Below are 14804 nucleotides of genomic sequence, written 5' to 3' on the forward strand. Positions count from 1 at the left end.
TATTGTAGACATTACAACATATTTCAGAGGTGAATAAGTATGCATATCACAATCCGCCTGTTCGCGGGTTTGGCTGAGATTATCGGTTCATCTTCTCTGACCTTTCATGCGACGGAGAATCCCTTAACCGCTGGGAAGTTAAAAGAACTCCTTTCAACCTCTTATCCGGATGCAGCATCCCTAATTGGAACTTCTTTGGTCGCTATTGACCGGGAATATGCACCTGATGAAGCCCTCATCACCGAGTCTGCCGAAGTTGCATTAATCCCTCCCGTTTCCGGGGGAGAGAATGGTTCTTTATATGAGAGCACTCCTGACGGCCTCTATAGCATAACGGATCTGCCATTAAATGCTGAGAAGCTTCTGGATGCCGTCCTCGATGCCAATCATGGAGCATCCCTATTATTTGTAGGAACTACACGCGAAATGACCGGAGAACAACGCACAACAGCATTAGACTATGAAGCCTATATTCCTATGGCCTTAAATAAGCTGAAAGAAATTGGTGATGAGGTACAGAATCGCTGGAATGCACGCTGCGCGATTTCCCACCGCATTGGGCTTGTTGGTCTTAAGGAAGCAAGCGTTATCATTGCTGTCTCCACCCCTCATCGCGATACCTGTTACGAGGCTAGTCGTCGGGCCATTGAACTGCTGAAACAGACCGTCCCTATCTGGAAAAAAGACATCAATGAATCAGGCCAGCACTGGGTAGGCTCTGAACAAAAGGCTGCCGATTCCCTCCACAATTAATCTTCACTCCTTTTTCATTGAAAAATCTGCACTTTGTTGATATTCTGGATAAAATCGGATAAAAGGTGGCATAGGCATTGAGAGTACACGTCTCGGATCTAAAACCTGGTAATCACCTCAACTCAGACGCTTATAGTTCAAGAGGTCTGCATGTATTACCAAAGGGATCGCTGCTCCAGATAGATGATATCGCCAAGCTGATGCAGCATGGAGTTGATTATGTTGATATCCAGACGTTAGTGGAAGCACCTGCCCCATTAAGCAGACCTTCAATTATTCAGACGGTGACCACTAGTTTTGATACCATGATTGACGGCTTTGAGAATCTTTATATGGAAGCACTATTAAAAGGAAGCTTTAACCAATCCGTGGTTAACGACATTCTTCAGCCTTCGCTTCAATCGTTGGACAAGCAAAAGGATGTAGTCTCCCTCCTGCTTCTGCTCGATCGCGAAGATAATTATACCTACAATCACTCTTTGCAGGTAGGTATGCTCTCTTATTATATTGCAATCTGGCTTGGGTATTCCAAACAAGAATGCTATGAGATTGGACGAGCTGGATATTTAATTGATATTGGAAAATGTAGAATCTCACCTGCTCTATTAAATAAGCCTGGAAAATTAACCGCGGAAGAATTCGAAGAAGTTAAACTACATACTAAGTACGGCTACGAAATTATCCGCAATTCGATGGATGACTCACATACAGCCTTGGCAGCCCTACAGCATCATGAACGTGAGGACGGCTCTGGCTATCCTAATAATCTAACCAAATCCGAGATTCATCCTTATGCGCAAATTGCTGCTGTAGCTGACATCTATAGTGCGATGACTTCCAAACGCGTCTATCAGTCCAAGCAAGAGCTTATTTCTGTCCTATGTGAACTAAATGACCTCAGCTTTGGTAAGCTGAACGGCAGAACGGTTCAAGCCTTTATACAACATTTAATGCCCAACTTTATCGGCAAGCGAGTATTGCTGAACACGGGGGACACAGGTGTGATTATCATGAACAATCCAGTTGATATTTTCCGTCCGCTGGTAAAGATCGATGGATTATTTGTCGATCTAGCCCGCGAACGTAACGTTACGATTGTGGAAATCTACATGGACTAGGGCGTTTCTTGAGGTCCTGCGTTGCTTAGCAGAAGGTTCAGAGCTGCTGTTTGTACACTAAATCCCCCGGTTTAACTACGGGGGATTTTTTAGTTGTACTTTGTGCAACAGAATCCACATCTAACGAGCTGAATTGTGATTTAGTTGTACTTGGTGCAACTAAATCCACATCTAGCGAGCCGATTTCTGATTTTGTTGTATTTTGTACAACAAAATCCACGTCTTGCGAGCTGAATTCTGATTTAGTTGTACTTTGTGCAACTAAATCCACGTCTAGCAAGCCAAATTCTGATTTAGTTGTACTTTGTGCAACTAGAATTAAGGAAAATGCTCTTTATAAGCACATTTCTCGAAAATAGCTGCACAAAGTGCAATTAACAGTATTTTTATAACGAGAATGATGGTTTCTATTGTACAAACTGCAACTAAAGATTGGTTTCCAGATTACTCCTAAACATTCCTCGATTTTCACCTCTCTCACCTCTCTCACCTCTATTGTTTCCTTCTGACTTCTAAGATAGTTCCTCCCTACCCTCAACATAGTAAGGCCCCTCAATTTAATTATCTGACGTAACGTTTGAATTCCTCTTCTAATGGCGAGACTAATATGTGGTTTTAAATTGCTATAGGAGGAAAAAAGCATGCTTCCTGTCCATGAACGCCTTGCCGAGTTGTTCACCCTGAGCCGTAGACGGCAGCTTACTGCTGCTGAGGAAACGGAGCAACAGCAGTGCCTGCAAATTAACGCAACCTACTGCTATGAGATGGCCCGATTACAAAATGAAATCCTATTAGCGGAACAGACAGCTGATCTACAATGGCATCAAGATATTTGTGCACAAATGTTTGAGCTGCGTGTGACGGGCAGGGTATCCAAACGCCCCAAGTAACTGAATCATAGAAATCTTACCCTGCTGCATTATGTTCTTCCGTTCTGCCGTTCTTCCGTTCTTCCATTCTTCCGTTCTTCCGTTCTTCCGTTCTTCCGTTCTTCCGTTCTTCGGTTGCCTTGTTCCGTAATACCTCTGCCATATTCCACTCTACTCTGATCCACCAAGCCCCGACCACCTTAATCACTATATCCCTATAAAAAACAGCCCACCCCGCAGTTGCCTAAGCAACTGGAATGAGCTGTTGTTCTATTCCGTTCTGTCGGTCTATAGGAAGCGGAATTGCGCTTCGATCAGACCGTTGTATACCCCATCACGGGATGTCAACTCATGATGGTTTCCTTCTTCTTTAATCTCTCCATGATCGAGGACGACTATTTTATCCGCATGACGGATGGTAGAGAGTCTGTGCGCTACGATAAAGGAGGTTCGGCCTTGAAGCAGGATTTTGAGTGCCTCCTGGATCTTCAGCTCCGTCTCCGTATCAATGCTGGCAGTTGCCTCATCCAGGATTAGTATCCGCGGATTTGCCAAAAGCGCCCGGGCGAAGGAGAGCAGCTGACGTTGTCCCATCGACAATGCGCTACCGCGCTCTTCCACCTCAGTCTCATACCCTCCGGGCAGCTTCATAATAAAGTCATGGGCATCCACGGCTTTTGCGGCATTTTCCACTTCTTCATCTGTAGCCTCCAGACGGCCAAAACGGATATTATCCCGAATCGTTCCCGAGAAAATAAAGGTATCTTGCAGCACGATTCCGATCTGCCTTCGCAGGCTGTCTAACGTAACCCCGCGGATATCTTCACCGTCTATCGTGATTCGGCCGCTCTTAATATCATAGAACCGGCCAATCAGGTTAATGATCGTACTTTTACCAGAACCTGTATGACCTACGAGCGCGATCGACTGTCCTGCTTGAACATCCAGATCAATACCTTTTAGTGCAGCCCGGCCTTTTTCATATTCAAAAATGACCTTTTCAAAGTTAATATCCCCACGAATCGTTCCCATTGGCTTAGCACCAGGATTATCTTGCACCGCCGGTTGCTCATCCAAATATTCAAAGATCCGTTCCGAGGAAGCCATTGCCACAAGCAGCTGATTGTACATCTGCCCAAGGCGATTAATCGGGTCCCAGAAATTGCTGACATAAGAACTGAATGCTACCAGCATACCTACTGTGAGTTCTCCAGATTGGATCAGATAAGCCCCCAGCCAAAAGAGGATCATTGTTCCAAAACCACCTGTGACCTCAATAATCGGACCGAACGCCTGGTTCATCGCAGAGGCTTTGTTCCAGGATTTTTTGCTGTCGGTATTCATAACATCGAAATAATTCATGTTTTCTTGTTCTTGGGTGTAGGCTTGTGTGACTCTGATTCCCTGAATCGATTCATTTAAATGAGAATTAATTCTGGAGTTCTTCATCCGCACATCCTGCCAAGCGATCCGAATCTTTTGGCGCAGCTTAGTTGAAACAAAGAACATAATCGGAACCGTAACCATTACTGCAAGACCTAGCTTCCAGTTGATCACTAGCAGAATAATGGTAATCCCCATAAGCTGCACGCAGTCAATCATCAGATTGACAACCCCGTTTGTGAACAGATCCTGCAGTGAGTTGATATCATTGGTTACCCGTACTAATACCGAACCTGCCGGACGTTTATCAAAGAAGTTAAAGGAGAGCTTCTGAATATGCTTGAACAAATCTGAGCGCAAATCATAAATCACTCTTTGGCCTATGATGTTCGTATATTTAATCCGGTACACTCCCGCAATCCATTGAATCAGATATAAGACGATTACCCCTGCTGTAAGCGAATAAAGCAGTGATAAGCTGGGATTCCCCACCTTTGGCGCAATCGCACGGTCAATGGCTAAACTTGTTAGGAACGGGACGGTCAACTTCGTGATGGTTCCCAGAATCATCATGATGGACACCAATGGAAGCATCTGTTTTGCATAAGGCTTCATGTACCCGAATAGTCTGGTGAATTGCTTCCAGTCAAAAGCCTTATCGATGACATCATCATCTTTATATACAAAACGTTCATCCAGTTCTTGCTGCTCGGCTGCTTTATTTTTTGCTCCCGTAGCGGTCATTGGTTTGGCTTCAAGTTTCATATGCCTCACTCCTCCCCTCTTCCGGTCGCTCTGGCCAGATAATCAGCATACTGTATCCGGTATACATCCTGATAAGGACCCGGCACTTCAATTAGCTCTTTATGGGTACCACGCTGCTGCACATGACCTTCGTTCATGACGATAATCTGATCTGCATGGCGCAAGGAGGAGATCCGATGGGCAATAATAAGTGTAGTGCGCCCCTTCATGACCTCTTGGAATCCGGCTTGAATCTCGTGCTCCGTCTCCATATCGACAGCGCTGGTCGCATCATCGAGGATAAGAATCCGCGGATTCTTAAGCAGGGCTCTAGCGATGGCAATCCGTTGCTTTTGTCCACCGGAAAGACCCATTCCGCGCTCACCCACCACAGTGTCATAACCGTCTTCCATCTCCATGATGAAATCATGGGCTTTGGCAAGTTGTGCAGCTCGGATAATTTCTTCCATGCTTACATTTTTCAACCCATAGGAGATGTTGTTGCGAATTGAGGAGGAGAACAGGAAGGTCTCCTGAAAGACCGTCGCGATCTGTGAACGCAAGCTGCGAACATTGTATTCTCTGATGTCCATCCCATCCAGTGTGATGCTGCCTTCATTAACGTCATAAGCACGCATCATCAGCTGTGTAATGGTCGATTTACCAGAGCCCGTACCTCCAAGGAACCCTATAACCGCACCAGATTTTGCCTCAAAATCAATGTCTGTAACCGCAGGCATTTTGTTCCCATAAGCAAATGTGACGTGATTAAACGCTACATCTCCCTTAACCTCAGAAGGTACCAGTTCACGGGCGTTCTCTTTATCCTTCACATCAATATTCTGATTAAGTACTTCCAATACACGTTCTCCCGATGCTTTGGACTGTGTATAGTTATTAATATGGAATCCAAGACCCCAAATCGGTCCAATGATGTACCAAATTAAGCTGAAAAAAGCAACCAGTTCGCCTAGTGACATTTTCCCCTTAATAACTAACGTTCCGCCTACTCCAAGCAGAATAGCTGCACTGATCGATGCTAAAAACTCCATCGCCGGAAAAAACTTACTCCAGAGCTCAGCGGCAAAAATCTGGTTATTCTTATAACGTTCGTTGCGGTGTGAGAATTTCTCTACTTCATGAGCCTCTCTCGCAAATGATTTGACGGTGCGCACACCCGTGATATTCTCCTGTACAGCCGTTGTCAGAGAACTGAGTGCAAGACGCATCTCTTGAAAGGCCGGGTGAATCTTAGACTCGAATTTTAGCGCAATAAACGCCAGGATGGGCATCGTAATCAAAGTTACTAGAGTAAGCTGCCAATTGAGTGAGAACATCATAATCGAACCAAAAATGACCATAAAAAAGACATTCAGCAGCTGAGCAAAACCGAAACCGATAAAGTTACGAATCGCTTCCAAATCTCCGGTTAGCCGGGACATCAAATCTCCCGTTTTCGCGGTATCATAATAACGGAAAGATAGGAATTGCAGCTTCTCATAACAAGCATTACGCAGCCGGTATGCAAGAAAGTTACCTAGCCGTCCTCCAAAAAATCCATGTGCAAACTGCAGGCATGCTTTTACTATTACTACAGCTAACACGCTCAATGCGAGCACTGGCACCTCTGTAAACTTAAGTGGCACAATAACATCATCGATCAGCTTTCTTAACAAATTGGGGGTAATCAGCCCCACTGCAGTTGCAGCGGCCAAACATATAATCGAAAGAATCAGAAAATGCAGCTTCTCCCGATAATAACCGCGCAGTTGCCTGAGAACATCCATATCTCTCCTCCTTAAGGCTTACTTAGTAAGCATTTTTTTGTATAAAGCAAATGTTACATCGTAAGCTAGCTTTTTTTAGCGCTTACAATTTAGTGACTTTAAGCAGTGTATCATCCATAATTTAATGCGGCAAAGGGGAGAATTGCGCGTTTTTGCGGTTATTTCGGAAAAAAGCAGCATCTACATGATATAAAGGACCCTCGTTATCTTAAAATGCTCGTGTTTCCTCCTTAATCCTGATGAATTAAGAATCTACATGATTATTGTAATCATCGTGTAATATTAGGAGGACCTTTATTCGGTTTTTTGCATAATTATTGGAATTTATTCCGGGATACGAAGAGTTCACTTTTTCGCCGTCTTAAATTTGCTTCAGATGTAAAACTTTTACCACAATTTACCGTAATATAGTAATACAACACTTTTTACTTATATTATGGAGGGGAACTATATTGAAAAAGCAGCTTGTTTTATCTTGTATTATCGCCATTATCCTTCTTTCAGGGTGTAGCAATACAAATAACATTAACCCTACGGACGCAAACACTGCGATCAACGAATCTAAAAACTTGTTTAATTTCGGAGAAATCTCCTCAAAAACTGATACAGCACCCTCACCTGAAAAAATGCTAAGAGAAATAAGCAATTTTGTTATTGCTGACATTTGGAATGTGGGGTTTGTAGATGTTATCTCATACACTAGAAGTGGTACAAGCAGTACAGGAGCGAGTATGGACATTGACTTTACGATCGAACAGCTTGGCAAAGCCATAGAAGAGAAAAAAGAATACGATACATATATGAATGAGTTAGATACAAAGTATGATTCTATAAAAAAAATATGGGCCAAGCTTTCCCCAGAAATTGATCTTTTATATAAACAGATCCAGGAGACACCTCCAAAAGCAAACGATAACAGCTTAAAACTTGATGTAGGTAAATTCAATCAATATTCAGAGGCTTTTAGTAAAGAAGTGAATGATCTGGTAAAACAGTAGCCTTTACTATATATATAAAAAAACCGCCAATGATTTGGCGCCATTCTATTCTTTCTCTCATAAAATGTAAAATCAACAATGAGAGGTTAGGTGAATTGGATGAGTATACAGTTTCTTGATATGCGGATCTCACAGGACAGTACTATGGATTCACAAAGTCTTAATTTAGTTCGTTCAAGTGCAATTTTCGGTGACATTGGACTTCAGACAGTAAATGTTACCCCTGCCAATGCAGGTTTAGTGAGAGTCACATTGAATGCTTTTGCCAGACTTAGTGTTGATGTCAGCATTATAGTTCAGAATGATGTTACTTTTAGTATTTACCGCAATAATATATTAATTTTTAGTACAACCTACCCCGGAAACATTAATAATACAATGACCCAATATGAAATGGTTGGAATAACCGCTGTCGACTATCCGCCTTCGACCGATGTGCTTACCGGCCAGATCCAATACACCATTGTAGCATCAGCGATTAGAACGGCATCTCTGGGAGCCAGATCCTTCAGTGGAATTGCCGTTGCCGGAAATGGATAATTAAAAATATTAAAGGTGTGTCCCGGAGCATTCGGGGATTTTTTCAATTGTGCCAATAAAAAAGCATCCGCAGAAAAATATCTACGGATGCTTTGAAGAAATATATAAGCGTTAGGAGGACGGGCCTCCATTCATAAGCGCTCTTATTAACCGATTGAACCTTCCATTTCGAACTTGATCAGACGGTTCATTTCGACCGCATATTCCATCGGCAGTTCTTTTGTGAACGGCTCGATGAAGCCCATGATAATCATTTGAGTCGCTTCTGCTTCTGTGAGGCCACGGCTCATCAGGTAGAACAGTTGCTCCTCAGAAACTTTAGACACGGTTGCTTCATGCTCAAGAACGATGTTATCGTTCATGATTTCATTGTAAGGAATAGTATCCGAAGTGGACTCATTATCCAAAATCAGCGTATCACATTTAATGTTCGATTTCGCACCTTCTGCTTGACGGCCGAAGGAAGCTAGACCACGGTAAGTTACTTTACCGCCATGTTTACTGATGGATTTCGATACAATGGTGGATGTTGTATCTGGAGCCAAATGGATCATCTTGGCACCCGCGTCCTGATGCTGGTCTTTACCTGCTACCGCGATGGATAGTACTGAACCTTTAGCACCACGGCCTTTAAGAACAACCGCAGGATATTTCATGGTCAGCTTGGAACCGATGTTACCATCGACCCATTCCATGGTAGCATTCTCTTCTGCAACCGCACGTTTCGTAACGAGGTTGTAGATGTTTGGAGCCCAGTTCTGGATTGTGGTATAACGAACGCGGGCGTTCTTCATACACAAGATTTCAACAACCGCACTGTGCAGAGAGTTCGTGCTATAGATTGGAGCAGTACATCCTTCTACGTAGTGCACGAAGCTGTCTTCATCAGCAAGGATCAAAGTACGTTCGAATTGTCCCATGTTCTCGGAGTTAATACGGAAGTAAGCCTGCAAAGGAACTTCACATTTCACACCTTTAGGAACATAGATGAAGCTGCCGCCTGACCAAACTGCACTGTTAAGTGCGGCAAATTTATTATCGGTTGGAGGGATGATCGTCCCGAAATATTTTTTCAGAAGCTCTGGGTGCTCACGCAATGCAGTGTCGGTATCTGTAAAAATAACCCCTTGATCTTCAAGGCTCTTCTGCATGCTGTGATAGACTACCTCAGATTCATATTGTGCCGAAACGCCGGCGAGGAACTTCTGTTCCGCTTCCGGAATCCCCAGCTTATCAAAGGTTTCTTTGATTTCGGAAGGAACTTCTTCCCAAGTCTTCCCTTGCTTCTCTGAAGGTCTTACATAGTATTGAATATCCTCGAAGTCCAAATCATCCATATTGCCGCCCCATGTTGGCATTGGCATTTTACGGAACTGCTCCAAAGATTTCAAGCGGAAGTCAAGCATCCACTGTGGTTCATTTTTGATTGCTGAAATTTCTTTAACAATTTCGGCCGTCAAACCTTTACCAGACTGGAATATCGATTTATGCTCATCACGGAACCCGTACTGGTATTCTTCCATATCAGGCGCTTTCTTAGCCATGGTGTCAGCCTCCTTGTTCTACTGTTATTTATGTTGCTCTTCTTCGTCAATTCCTTTACGAAGTGCGTTCCAAGCCAGTGTTGCGCATTTGATCCGCGCAGGGAATTTATTCACACCCGAAAGGGCTTCAATGTCTTCGTAATCTCCAAAATCCACGTCTTCACCCTTCATCAGTAAGGAGAAGTTATCAGCCAGTTCAAGCGCACGTTCAACCGTTTGTCCTTTGATCGCCTCAGTCATCATCGAAGCCGATGACATACTGATCGAACAGCCTTCACCATTATAACGGGCATCCTTTACGATTCCATCCTCTACCTTAAGCTGAAGAGTAATCCGGTCACCACAGGTTGGGTTATTCAGTTCAATTTTTAGAGCATCATCTTCAAATGAACCGCGATTTCGAGGACTTTTATAATGATCCATAATTACGCGTCTGTATAAGTCATCCAAGTTCATAGCTGAAGTACTCCTTTGTCTTGATTAAAGCGTCCACCAGTCGATCTACATCATGCTCGTTATTATACAGATAAAAGCTTGCACGTGCTGTAGAGCTGGCTTCCAGCCAGCGCATCAGCGGCTGACAGCAGTGATGCCCGGCGCGGATGGCAATGCCTTCCGCATCTAGCACTGTAGCGACATCATGCGGGTGAACGTCACCCAGATTAAAGGTGACAACGCCGACTTCTCGATTTCGAGGACCATAAATGTTCAGACCCTCGATCTCTGACAGACGTTGCTCTGCATACGCTGCAAGAGCTTTCTCATGGCGGTGTATCTCATCCAAACCGATTTCTTGTAAGAAATCAATGGCTGCACCTAGACCAACAGCACCAGCTATGATCGGCGTACCGCCTTCAAACTTCCAAGGCAGTTCTTTCCATGTGGATTCATAAAGACCCACATCATCGATCATCTCGCCACCGAATTCGACGGGCTCCATGGCTTCGAGAAGTGCTCTCTTGCCATACAAAGCGCCAATTCCGGTTGGTGCGAGCATTTTATGACCAGATAGTGCATAGAAATCACAATCCAGATCCTGCACATCGACCTTCATATGTGGTGTGCTTTGTGCACCATCTACGACAATTACTGCACCATGACGATGAGCAATAGCCGCAAGCTCTTTAATAGGATGAGTTACTCCCATAACGTTGGATACATAAGCGATAGCAACGATTTTGGTTTTATCCGTAATCGTCTGCTCGGCAGCTTCCAACGTAACCGTTCCATCAGGTTGCAACGGTATATATTTTAATGTAGCACCGGTCTTCTTAGCGAGCTGCTGCCATGGAATCAGATTACTATGATGCTCCATTAAGGTGATGACGATTTCGTCGCCTTCACCCACAGCAGAGGGTCCGTAAGAAGAGGCCACAAGATTTAAGGCTGTAGTTGTTCCGCGTGTAAAGATAATTTCTTTAGTGCTGCGGGCGTTAATAAACTTAGCTAGCTTCTCCCGGGCTCCCTCGTAGGCATCGGTTGCTCGGCTGCCTAAAGTATGGACGCCACGGTGTACGTTGGCGTTATCCCACTCATAATACGACTTGACCGCCTCAATTACTTTCCGAGGCTTCTGTGAAGTAGCAGCACTGTCCAGATAGACCAGTGGATGTCCGTTCACATTTTGGTTCAGTATGGGAAATTGCTCCCGGATGGCGTTGCTAATCATTGCACTAACTTCCTTTCCACAAGAGATTGGAGCTGATTGCGCAGTCCCTCCAGTGGAATTTGTGACACAACAGGAGCCAAGAAGCCGTAGATGATCAGAGTCTCTGCATCATGCCGTGTAATTCCGCGGGACATTAGGTAAAAGACTTGCTCGTGATTGACCTGTCCTACGGAAGCGGCATGGCCGGCTGTAACATCATCTTCATCAATAAGCAGGATCGGATTGGCGTCACCACGGGCTTTTGGACTCAGCATCAATACTTTTTCCGTTTGCTGGCCGTCCGCTCTAGTAGCACCTTTCTCAATCTTGGTGATTCCGTTGATGATAGAAGTAGCAGAATCACGCATAACTGCACGAGTGATCATGTCACTTGGTGTGCTTTTGCCAAAATGCTGAGCTTGAGTGGTGTAATTCAGTTTCTGTGATCCCGTACCTACTGCAATTACTTTAGCATCGGAGCTAGAACCGTTGCCTTTAAGCACAGACTTGGTATCACTCGCAGTATCTCCGTAGTTCATCTCACCAACGATCCATTCGATGACTCCGTCATTCTCAACAACAGCCCGGCGATAAGTTACATCTGTAGTATCTACACCAAGCTGATGCACTGTAGCATAACGAACTTTAGCGCCAGCGCCCACGAATACCTCTACCGCACCATTGTGTAGTCCAGCTTCTTCTTTATCCGATACGTAGTTGTCTACATAGGTTACGGAACTGTTAGTATCAGCTACGACCAGAATGTGTGGAACAAAAGTAGCTTCCGCATCATCCGTTAACAGCACTGCTTGAAGCGGAGTTTCAATAACAACATTCTTAGGAACATAGAGGAATACTCCACCATTCCACAATGCAGCATGAAGCGCTGCGATAGAATGTTCGTCTGGCTGAATGGCTTTATGCAAGTAACGTTGAACCAAATCTCCGTGTTCTTTAACAGCTGTCTGTAGATCTGTAAAAATAACACCCTGTTCTGCAAGCTCAGGAGCGATACGTGTATATACTGCACCAGAGTTGCGTTGAATAATCAGGCTGCCTTCCTCCTGATCCTTGATCAAGGAAGAAATAGATGCAGGTGCATCACTTAGCGAAGCAAAAGGTGCACTTGCTTTATAGCTACCATAATTATTGACATCCCAACGATCAATCCGTGTCTTCTCTAATTTAGGCAGTGTCAGAGTAGCTGCCAATTCTAGTGCCTTCAAGCGGCTTTCTTTCAGCCAACCCGGTTCGCCGCTGCTGTGCGATAATTCGCTCAAGCGTTCGGCATCCACCGGAAGAATGGTCTGTGTCGTCATAGTGGTCTCCTCCTTCCTGGCGTTTCTTACGCTTCTTGCCCTACAGTTTCATCTTCAATTCCAAGTTCTTCTTTAATCCATTCATAACCCTCTGCTTCCAGACGCTGTGCAAGCTCTGGACCACCGGATTTCACGATTCTACCTTGCATCATAACGTGAACATAATCAGGTTTGATGTAGTTCAAAAGACGTTGATAGTGGGTAATAACTAAGAAGCCGCGTTCTTCGCTCCGCATGGAGTTTACGCCTTCAGCTACAATTTTCAAAGCATCAATATCAAGACCGGAGTCAATTTCGTCCAAGATCACGATTTTTGGATCCAGCATCATCATTTGTAGAATTTCATTACGTTTCTTCTCACCACCGGAGAAGCCTTCGTTCAAGTAACGGTGTAAAAACTCAGGGTTCATATCTAGTTCTTTCATCTTTGCTTCCATTTGGCGAATAAAACGAATCAACGAGATTTCGCTTCCCTCTTCACGACGGGAATTGATGGCAGAACGCAAGAAGTCGGAGTTAGTTACTCCAGAGATTTCGCTTGGATATTGCATTGCCAGGAAAAGACCTGCACGTGCGCGTTCATCAACAGCCATCTCCAGAAGATCTTCACCATCAAGAGTCGCAGTTCCATCAGTTACTTCGTATTTAGGATGACCCATTAGCGCCGAAGCCAAAGTACTTTTACCTGTACCGTTTGGTCCCATGATGGCGTGAATTTCGCCACCTTTCATTTGAAGGTTAATCCCCTTCAAAATTTCTTTTCCCTCAATCGTCGCTTTAAGACCCTCAATGACAAATTCTGCTGCCATAATATTATTCCCTCCATTGATCGATTTGCGAAATCAAAAGTTGTATTGAAACAGGATAATCCTGATTCCCAGCACAATTAGATTTTCTATCACATTATAATTATTATAAATTGAATCACAATGATTATCAATGATTCTCACTAATTTTATATCAAACCTTGTTTTTTTACAAATTTCTCTTTAGCTAATCACTTGTGACTCAGAGAAGATTTTCATTAAACATAAGACTACGCAAAAATAAGACTTCCCGCAGGAAGCCTTATTCAAACTGCTTAATGATTAGCTAAGAAACGAACGTAGCATCCATTGGTGTTTCTCCAGATCACTACGGATTTTAATGAACATATCTGAGGTTGGCTGATCCTTGGTTTCTTCGGCAAGCTCGATGCCTTCTGTCAGCTCTTCAGAGATGGTGGCGAAGTCTTCAATCAGAGACTGAACCATTCCCCGTGTATCTTCCTTACCTGTAGCTTCTTGAATTGTAGCTAATTCCAAATATTCTTTCAATGTTGCTGCCGGACTGCCTTTGATGGTTAGCAAGCGTTCTGCTACTTCATCCATGTGAAGGGTTACTTCATTATATAATTCCTCAAATTTCACATGAAGGGAGAAGAACTGTTCTCCTTTGACATACCAATGAAAGTTATGAATTTTTACGTACAGGACATTTAAGTTAGCAACCTGACGATTCATGATCTGTTCCAGTGAAGTTGTATTTACTTTATTCGATGCTTTAGCCATGAGATGATCCCTACCTTATCCATTATATTTACCGGTTACTATTTCCTTCGTCCGGTAGTAACTTGTCTATTCTTAATTTACCCTTTTACCTGTAATACGAAACAAGGAGAAGCCTTCCATAACACCTTTATTTGTTCTAGCATTAGCAAAGACACACCCGATTATGCTTAAATGTGAATACTTGCACACAAACAAAAAGGGCCTAAGCCCCGTTTGTTTGGAATTGTTAAATTTTCCGGTCAGACCATAAGAAGTAACGCTTCCGCACCCGTCATACCTGGTACGATGCCAAGACTCTCTGCTTCTATCGTTACAGACTCCAACGGGGCAGCTAAAAGCTGGGCAAGCGTCCGTACACCCACCGCACGAGCTGCGATGATATGCCGATCACTAAGTGTTTCATTGAGGAGACCGACATCCAGTGCACCGCACATAATATAACCTCGGTTCGTGCTGATGGAGAGCAGTGTAGTTTTGGGAAGCTTAACCTCTACCCCGATCAGCGTATGTTCACCTACTGTAATAGGCTCCATAGTAACCAATAGCAGCAC

The 14804-nt window shown here is 44.0% G+C and carries 16 protein-coding genes; 5 read left to right on the plus strand and 11 right to left on the minus strand.

All coding sequences use genetic code 11. The annotated features are described in order from the left end of the window. The first annotated feature begins 39 nt into the window (after positions 1-39). Both MHH63_RS19360 and MHH63_RS19365 read left to right on the plus strand, forming a co-directional pair. The gene (locus MHH63_RS19360) at positions 40-753 is read left to right on the plus strand and encodes a molybdenum cofactor biosynthesis protein (protein ID WP_076187089.1); all 714 of its coding nucleotides are present in this window, start codon (positions 40-42) and stop codon (positions 751-753) included. A 77-nt stretch (positions 754-830) separates the two neighbouring features. Next, positions 831-1871, plus strand: coding sequence for an HD-GYP domain-containing protein (locus MHH63_RS19365; protein WP_341171970.1), 1041 nt, complete (start codon positions 831-833; stop codon positions 1869-1871). Between the two features lie 37 nt (positions 1872-1908). Here MHH63_RS19365 and MHH63_RS19370 read toward each other — a convergent pair whose 3' ends face one another. Beyond that, positions 1909-2142 (minus strand): hypothetical protein, encoded by a 234-nt coding sequence (locus MHH63_RS19370; protein ID WP_341171971.1) that lies wholly within the window; start codon positions 2140-2142, stop codon positions 1909-1911. A 370-nt stretch (positions 2143-2512) separates the two neighbouring features. On the opposite strand from MHH63_RS19370, the gene MHH63_RS19375 reads away from it, so the two are divergent. Continuing rightward, on the plus strand, positions 2513-2761 hold the full coding sequence (locus tag MHH63_RS19375) for a DUF7667 family protein (protein WP_076124783.1): 249 nt from the start codon (positions 2513-2515) through the stop codon (positions 2759-2761). A gap of 16 nt (positions 2762-2777) precedes the next feature. Here the strand turns inward: MHH63_RS19375 and MHH63_RS19380 are convergent, their stop codons facing one another. From MHH63_RS19380 to MHH63_RS19390, 3 genes are all read right to left on the minus strand, one after another. Then, on the minus strand, positions 2778-2948 hold the full coding sequence (locus MHH63_RS19380) for a hypothetical protein (RefSeq protein WP_341171972.1): 171 nt from the start codon (positions 2946-2948) through the stop codon (positions 2778-2780). An 80-nt stretch (positions 2949-3028) separates the two neighbouring features. After that, positions 3029-4867: an ABC transporter ATP-binding protein gene (locus MHH63_RS19385; RefSeq protein ID WP_172628886.1), complete on the minus strand. Its 1839-nt coding sequence runs from the start codon at positions 4865-4867 to the stop codon at positions 3029-3031. A gap of 26 nt (positions 4868-4893) precedes the next feature. After that, positions 4894-6654: an ABC transporter ATP-binding protein gene (locus MHH63_RS19390; RefSeq protein ID WP_036684103.1), complete on the minus strand. Its 1761-nt coding sequence runs from the start codon at positions 6652-6654 to the stop codon at positions 4894-4896. A gap of 452 nt (positions 6655-7106) precedes the next feature. On the opposite strand from MHH63_RS19390, the gene MHH63_RS19395 reads away from it, so the two are divergent. Continuing rightward, a complete protein-coding gene (locus MHH63_RS19395) occupies positions 7107-7652 on the plus strand; it encodes a hypothetical protein (RefSeq protein ID WP_341171973.1) in 546 nt (181 codons plus the stop codon). A gap of 99 nt (positions 7653-7751) precedes the next feature. After that, a complete protein-coding gene (locus tag MHH63_RS19400; protein WP_076187081.1) occupies positions 7752-8192 on the plus strand; it encodes a hypothetical protein in 441 nt (146 codons plus the stop codon). 146 nt (positions 8193-8338) lie between these two features. Here MHH63_RS19400 and sufB read toward each other — a convergent pair whose 3' ends face one another. The 7 genes from sufB to MHH63_RS19435 all read right to left on the minus strand — a co-directional run bounded on the left by sufB (position 8339) and on the right by MHH63_RS19435 (position 14795). Next, positions 8339-9736, minus strand: coding sequence for a Fe-S cluster assembly protein SufB (sufB, locus tag MHH63_RS19405; protein ID WP_036684335.1), 1398 nt, complete (start codon positions 9734-9736; stop codon positions 8339-8341). 24 nt (positions 9737-9760) lie between these two features. Continuing rightward, positions 9761-10192 carry a Fe-S cluster assembly sulfur transfer protein SufU gene (gene sufU, locus MHH63_RS19410; RefSeq protein WP_036684339.1) on the minus strand — a complete coding sequence of 144 codons (432 nt, stop codon included), beginning with the start codon at positions 10190-10192 and terminating at the stop codon, positions 9761-9763. Next, positions 10179-11405: a cysteine desulfurase gene (locus tag MHH63_RS19415; protein ID WP_076301338.1), complete on the minus strand. Its 1227-nt coding sequence runs from the start codon at positions 11403-11405 to the stop codon at positions 10179-10181. The genes sufU and MHH63_RS19415 overlap by 14 nt, the downstream gene beginning before the upstream one ends. Continuing rightward, positions 11402-12703 (minus strand): Fe-S cluster assembly protein SufD, encoded by a 1302-nt coding sequence (sufD, locus tag MHH63_RS19420; RefSeq protein ID WP_340977078.1) that lies wholly within the window; start codon positions 12701-12703, stop codon positions 11402-11404. Before sufD ends, MHH63_RS19415 begins: the two co-directional genes overlap by 4 nt. Positions 12704-12729: 26 nt before the next feature. Continuing rightward, positions 12730-13512, minus strand: coding sequence for a Fe-S cluster assembly ATPase SufC (sufC, locus tag MHH63_RS19425; RefSeq protein ID WP_036684347.1), 783 nt, complete (start codon positions 13510-13512; stop codon positions 12730-12732). A gap of 279 nt (positions 13513-13791) precedes the next feature. Then, positions 13792-14253, minus strand: a complete 462-nt coding sequence (locus MHH63_RS19430; RefSeq protein ID WP_036684350.1) for a Dps family protein — start codon at positions 14251-14253, stop codon at positions 13792-13794. A 239-nt stretch (positions 14254-14492) separates the two neighbouring features. Further along, positions 14493-14795, minus strand: a complete 303-nt coding sequence (locus tag MHH63_RS19435; RefSeq protein ID WP_036684352.1) for a YunC family protein — start codon at positions 14793-14795, stop codon at positions 14493-14495. Positions 14796-14804 lie beyond the last annotated feature (9 nt).

The organism is Paenibacillus sp. FSL H3-0310, assembly GCF_038002785.1.
In the GTDB taxonomy this organism is placed as follows: domain Bacteria; phylum Bacillota; class Bacilli; order Paenibacillales; family Paenibacillaceae; genus Paenibacillus_AQ; species Paenibacillus_AQ odorifer.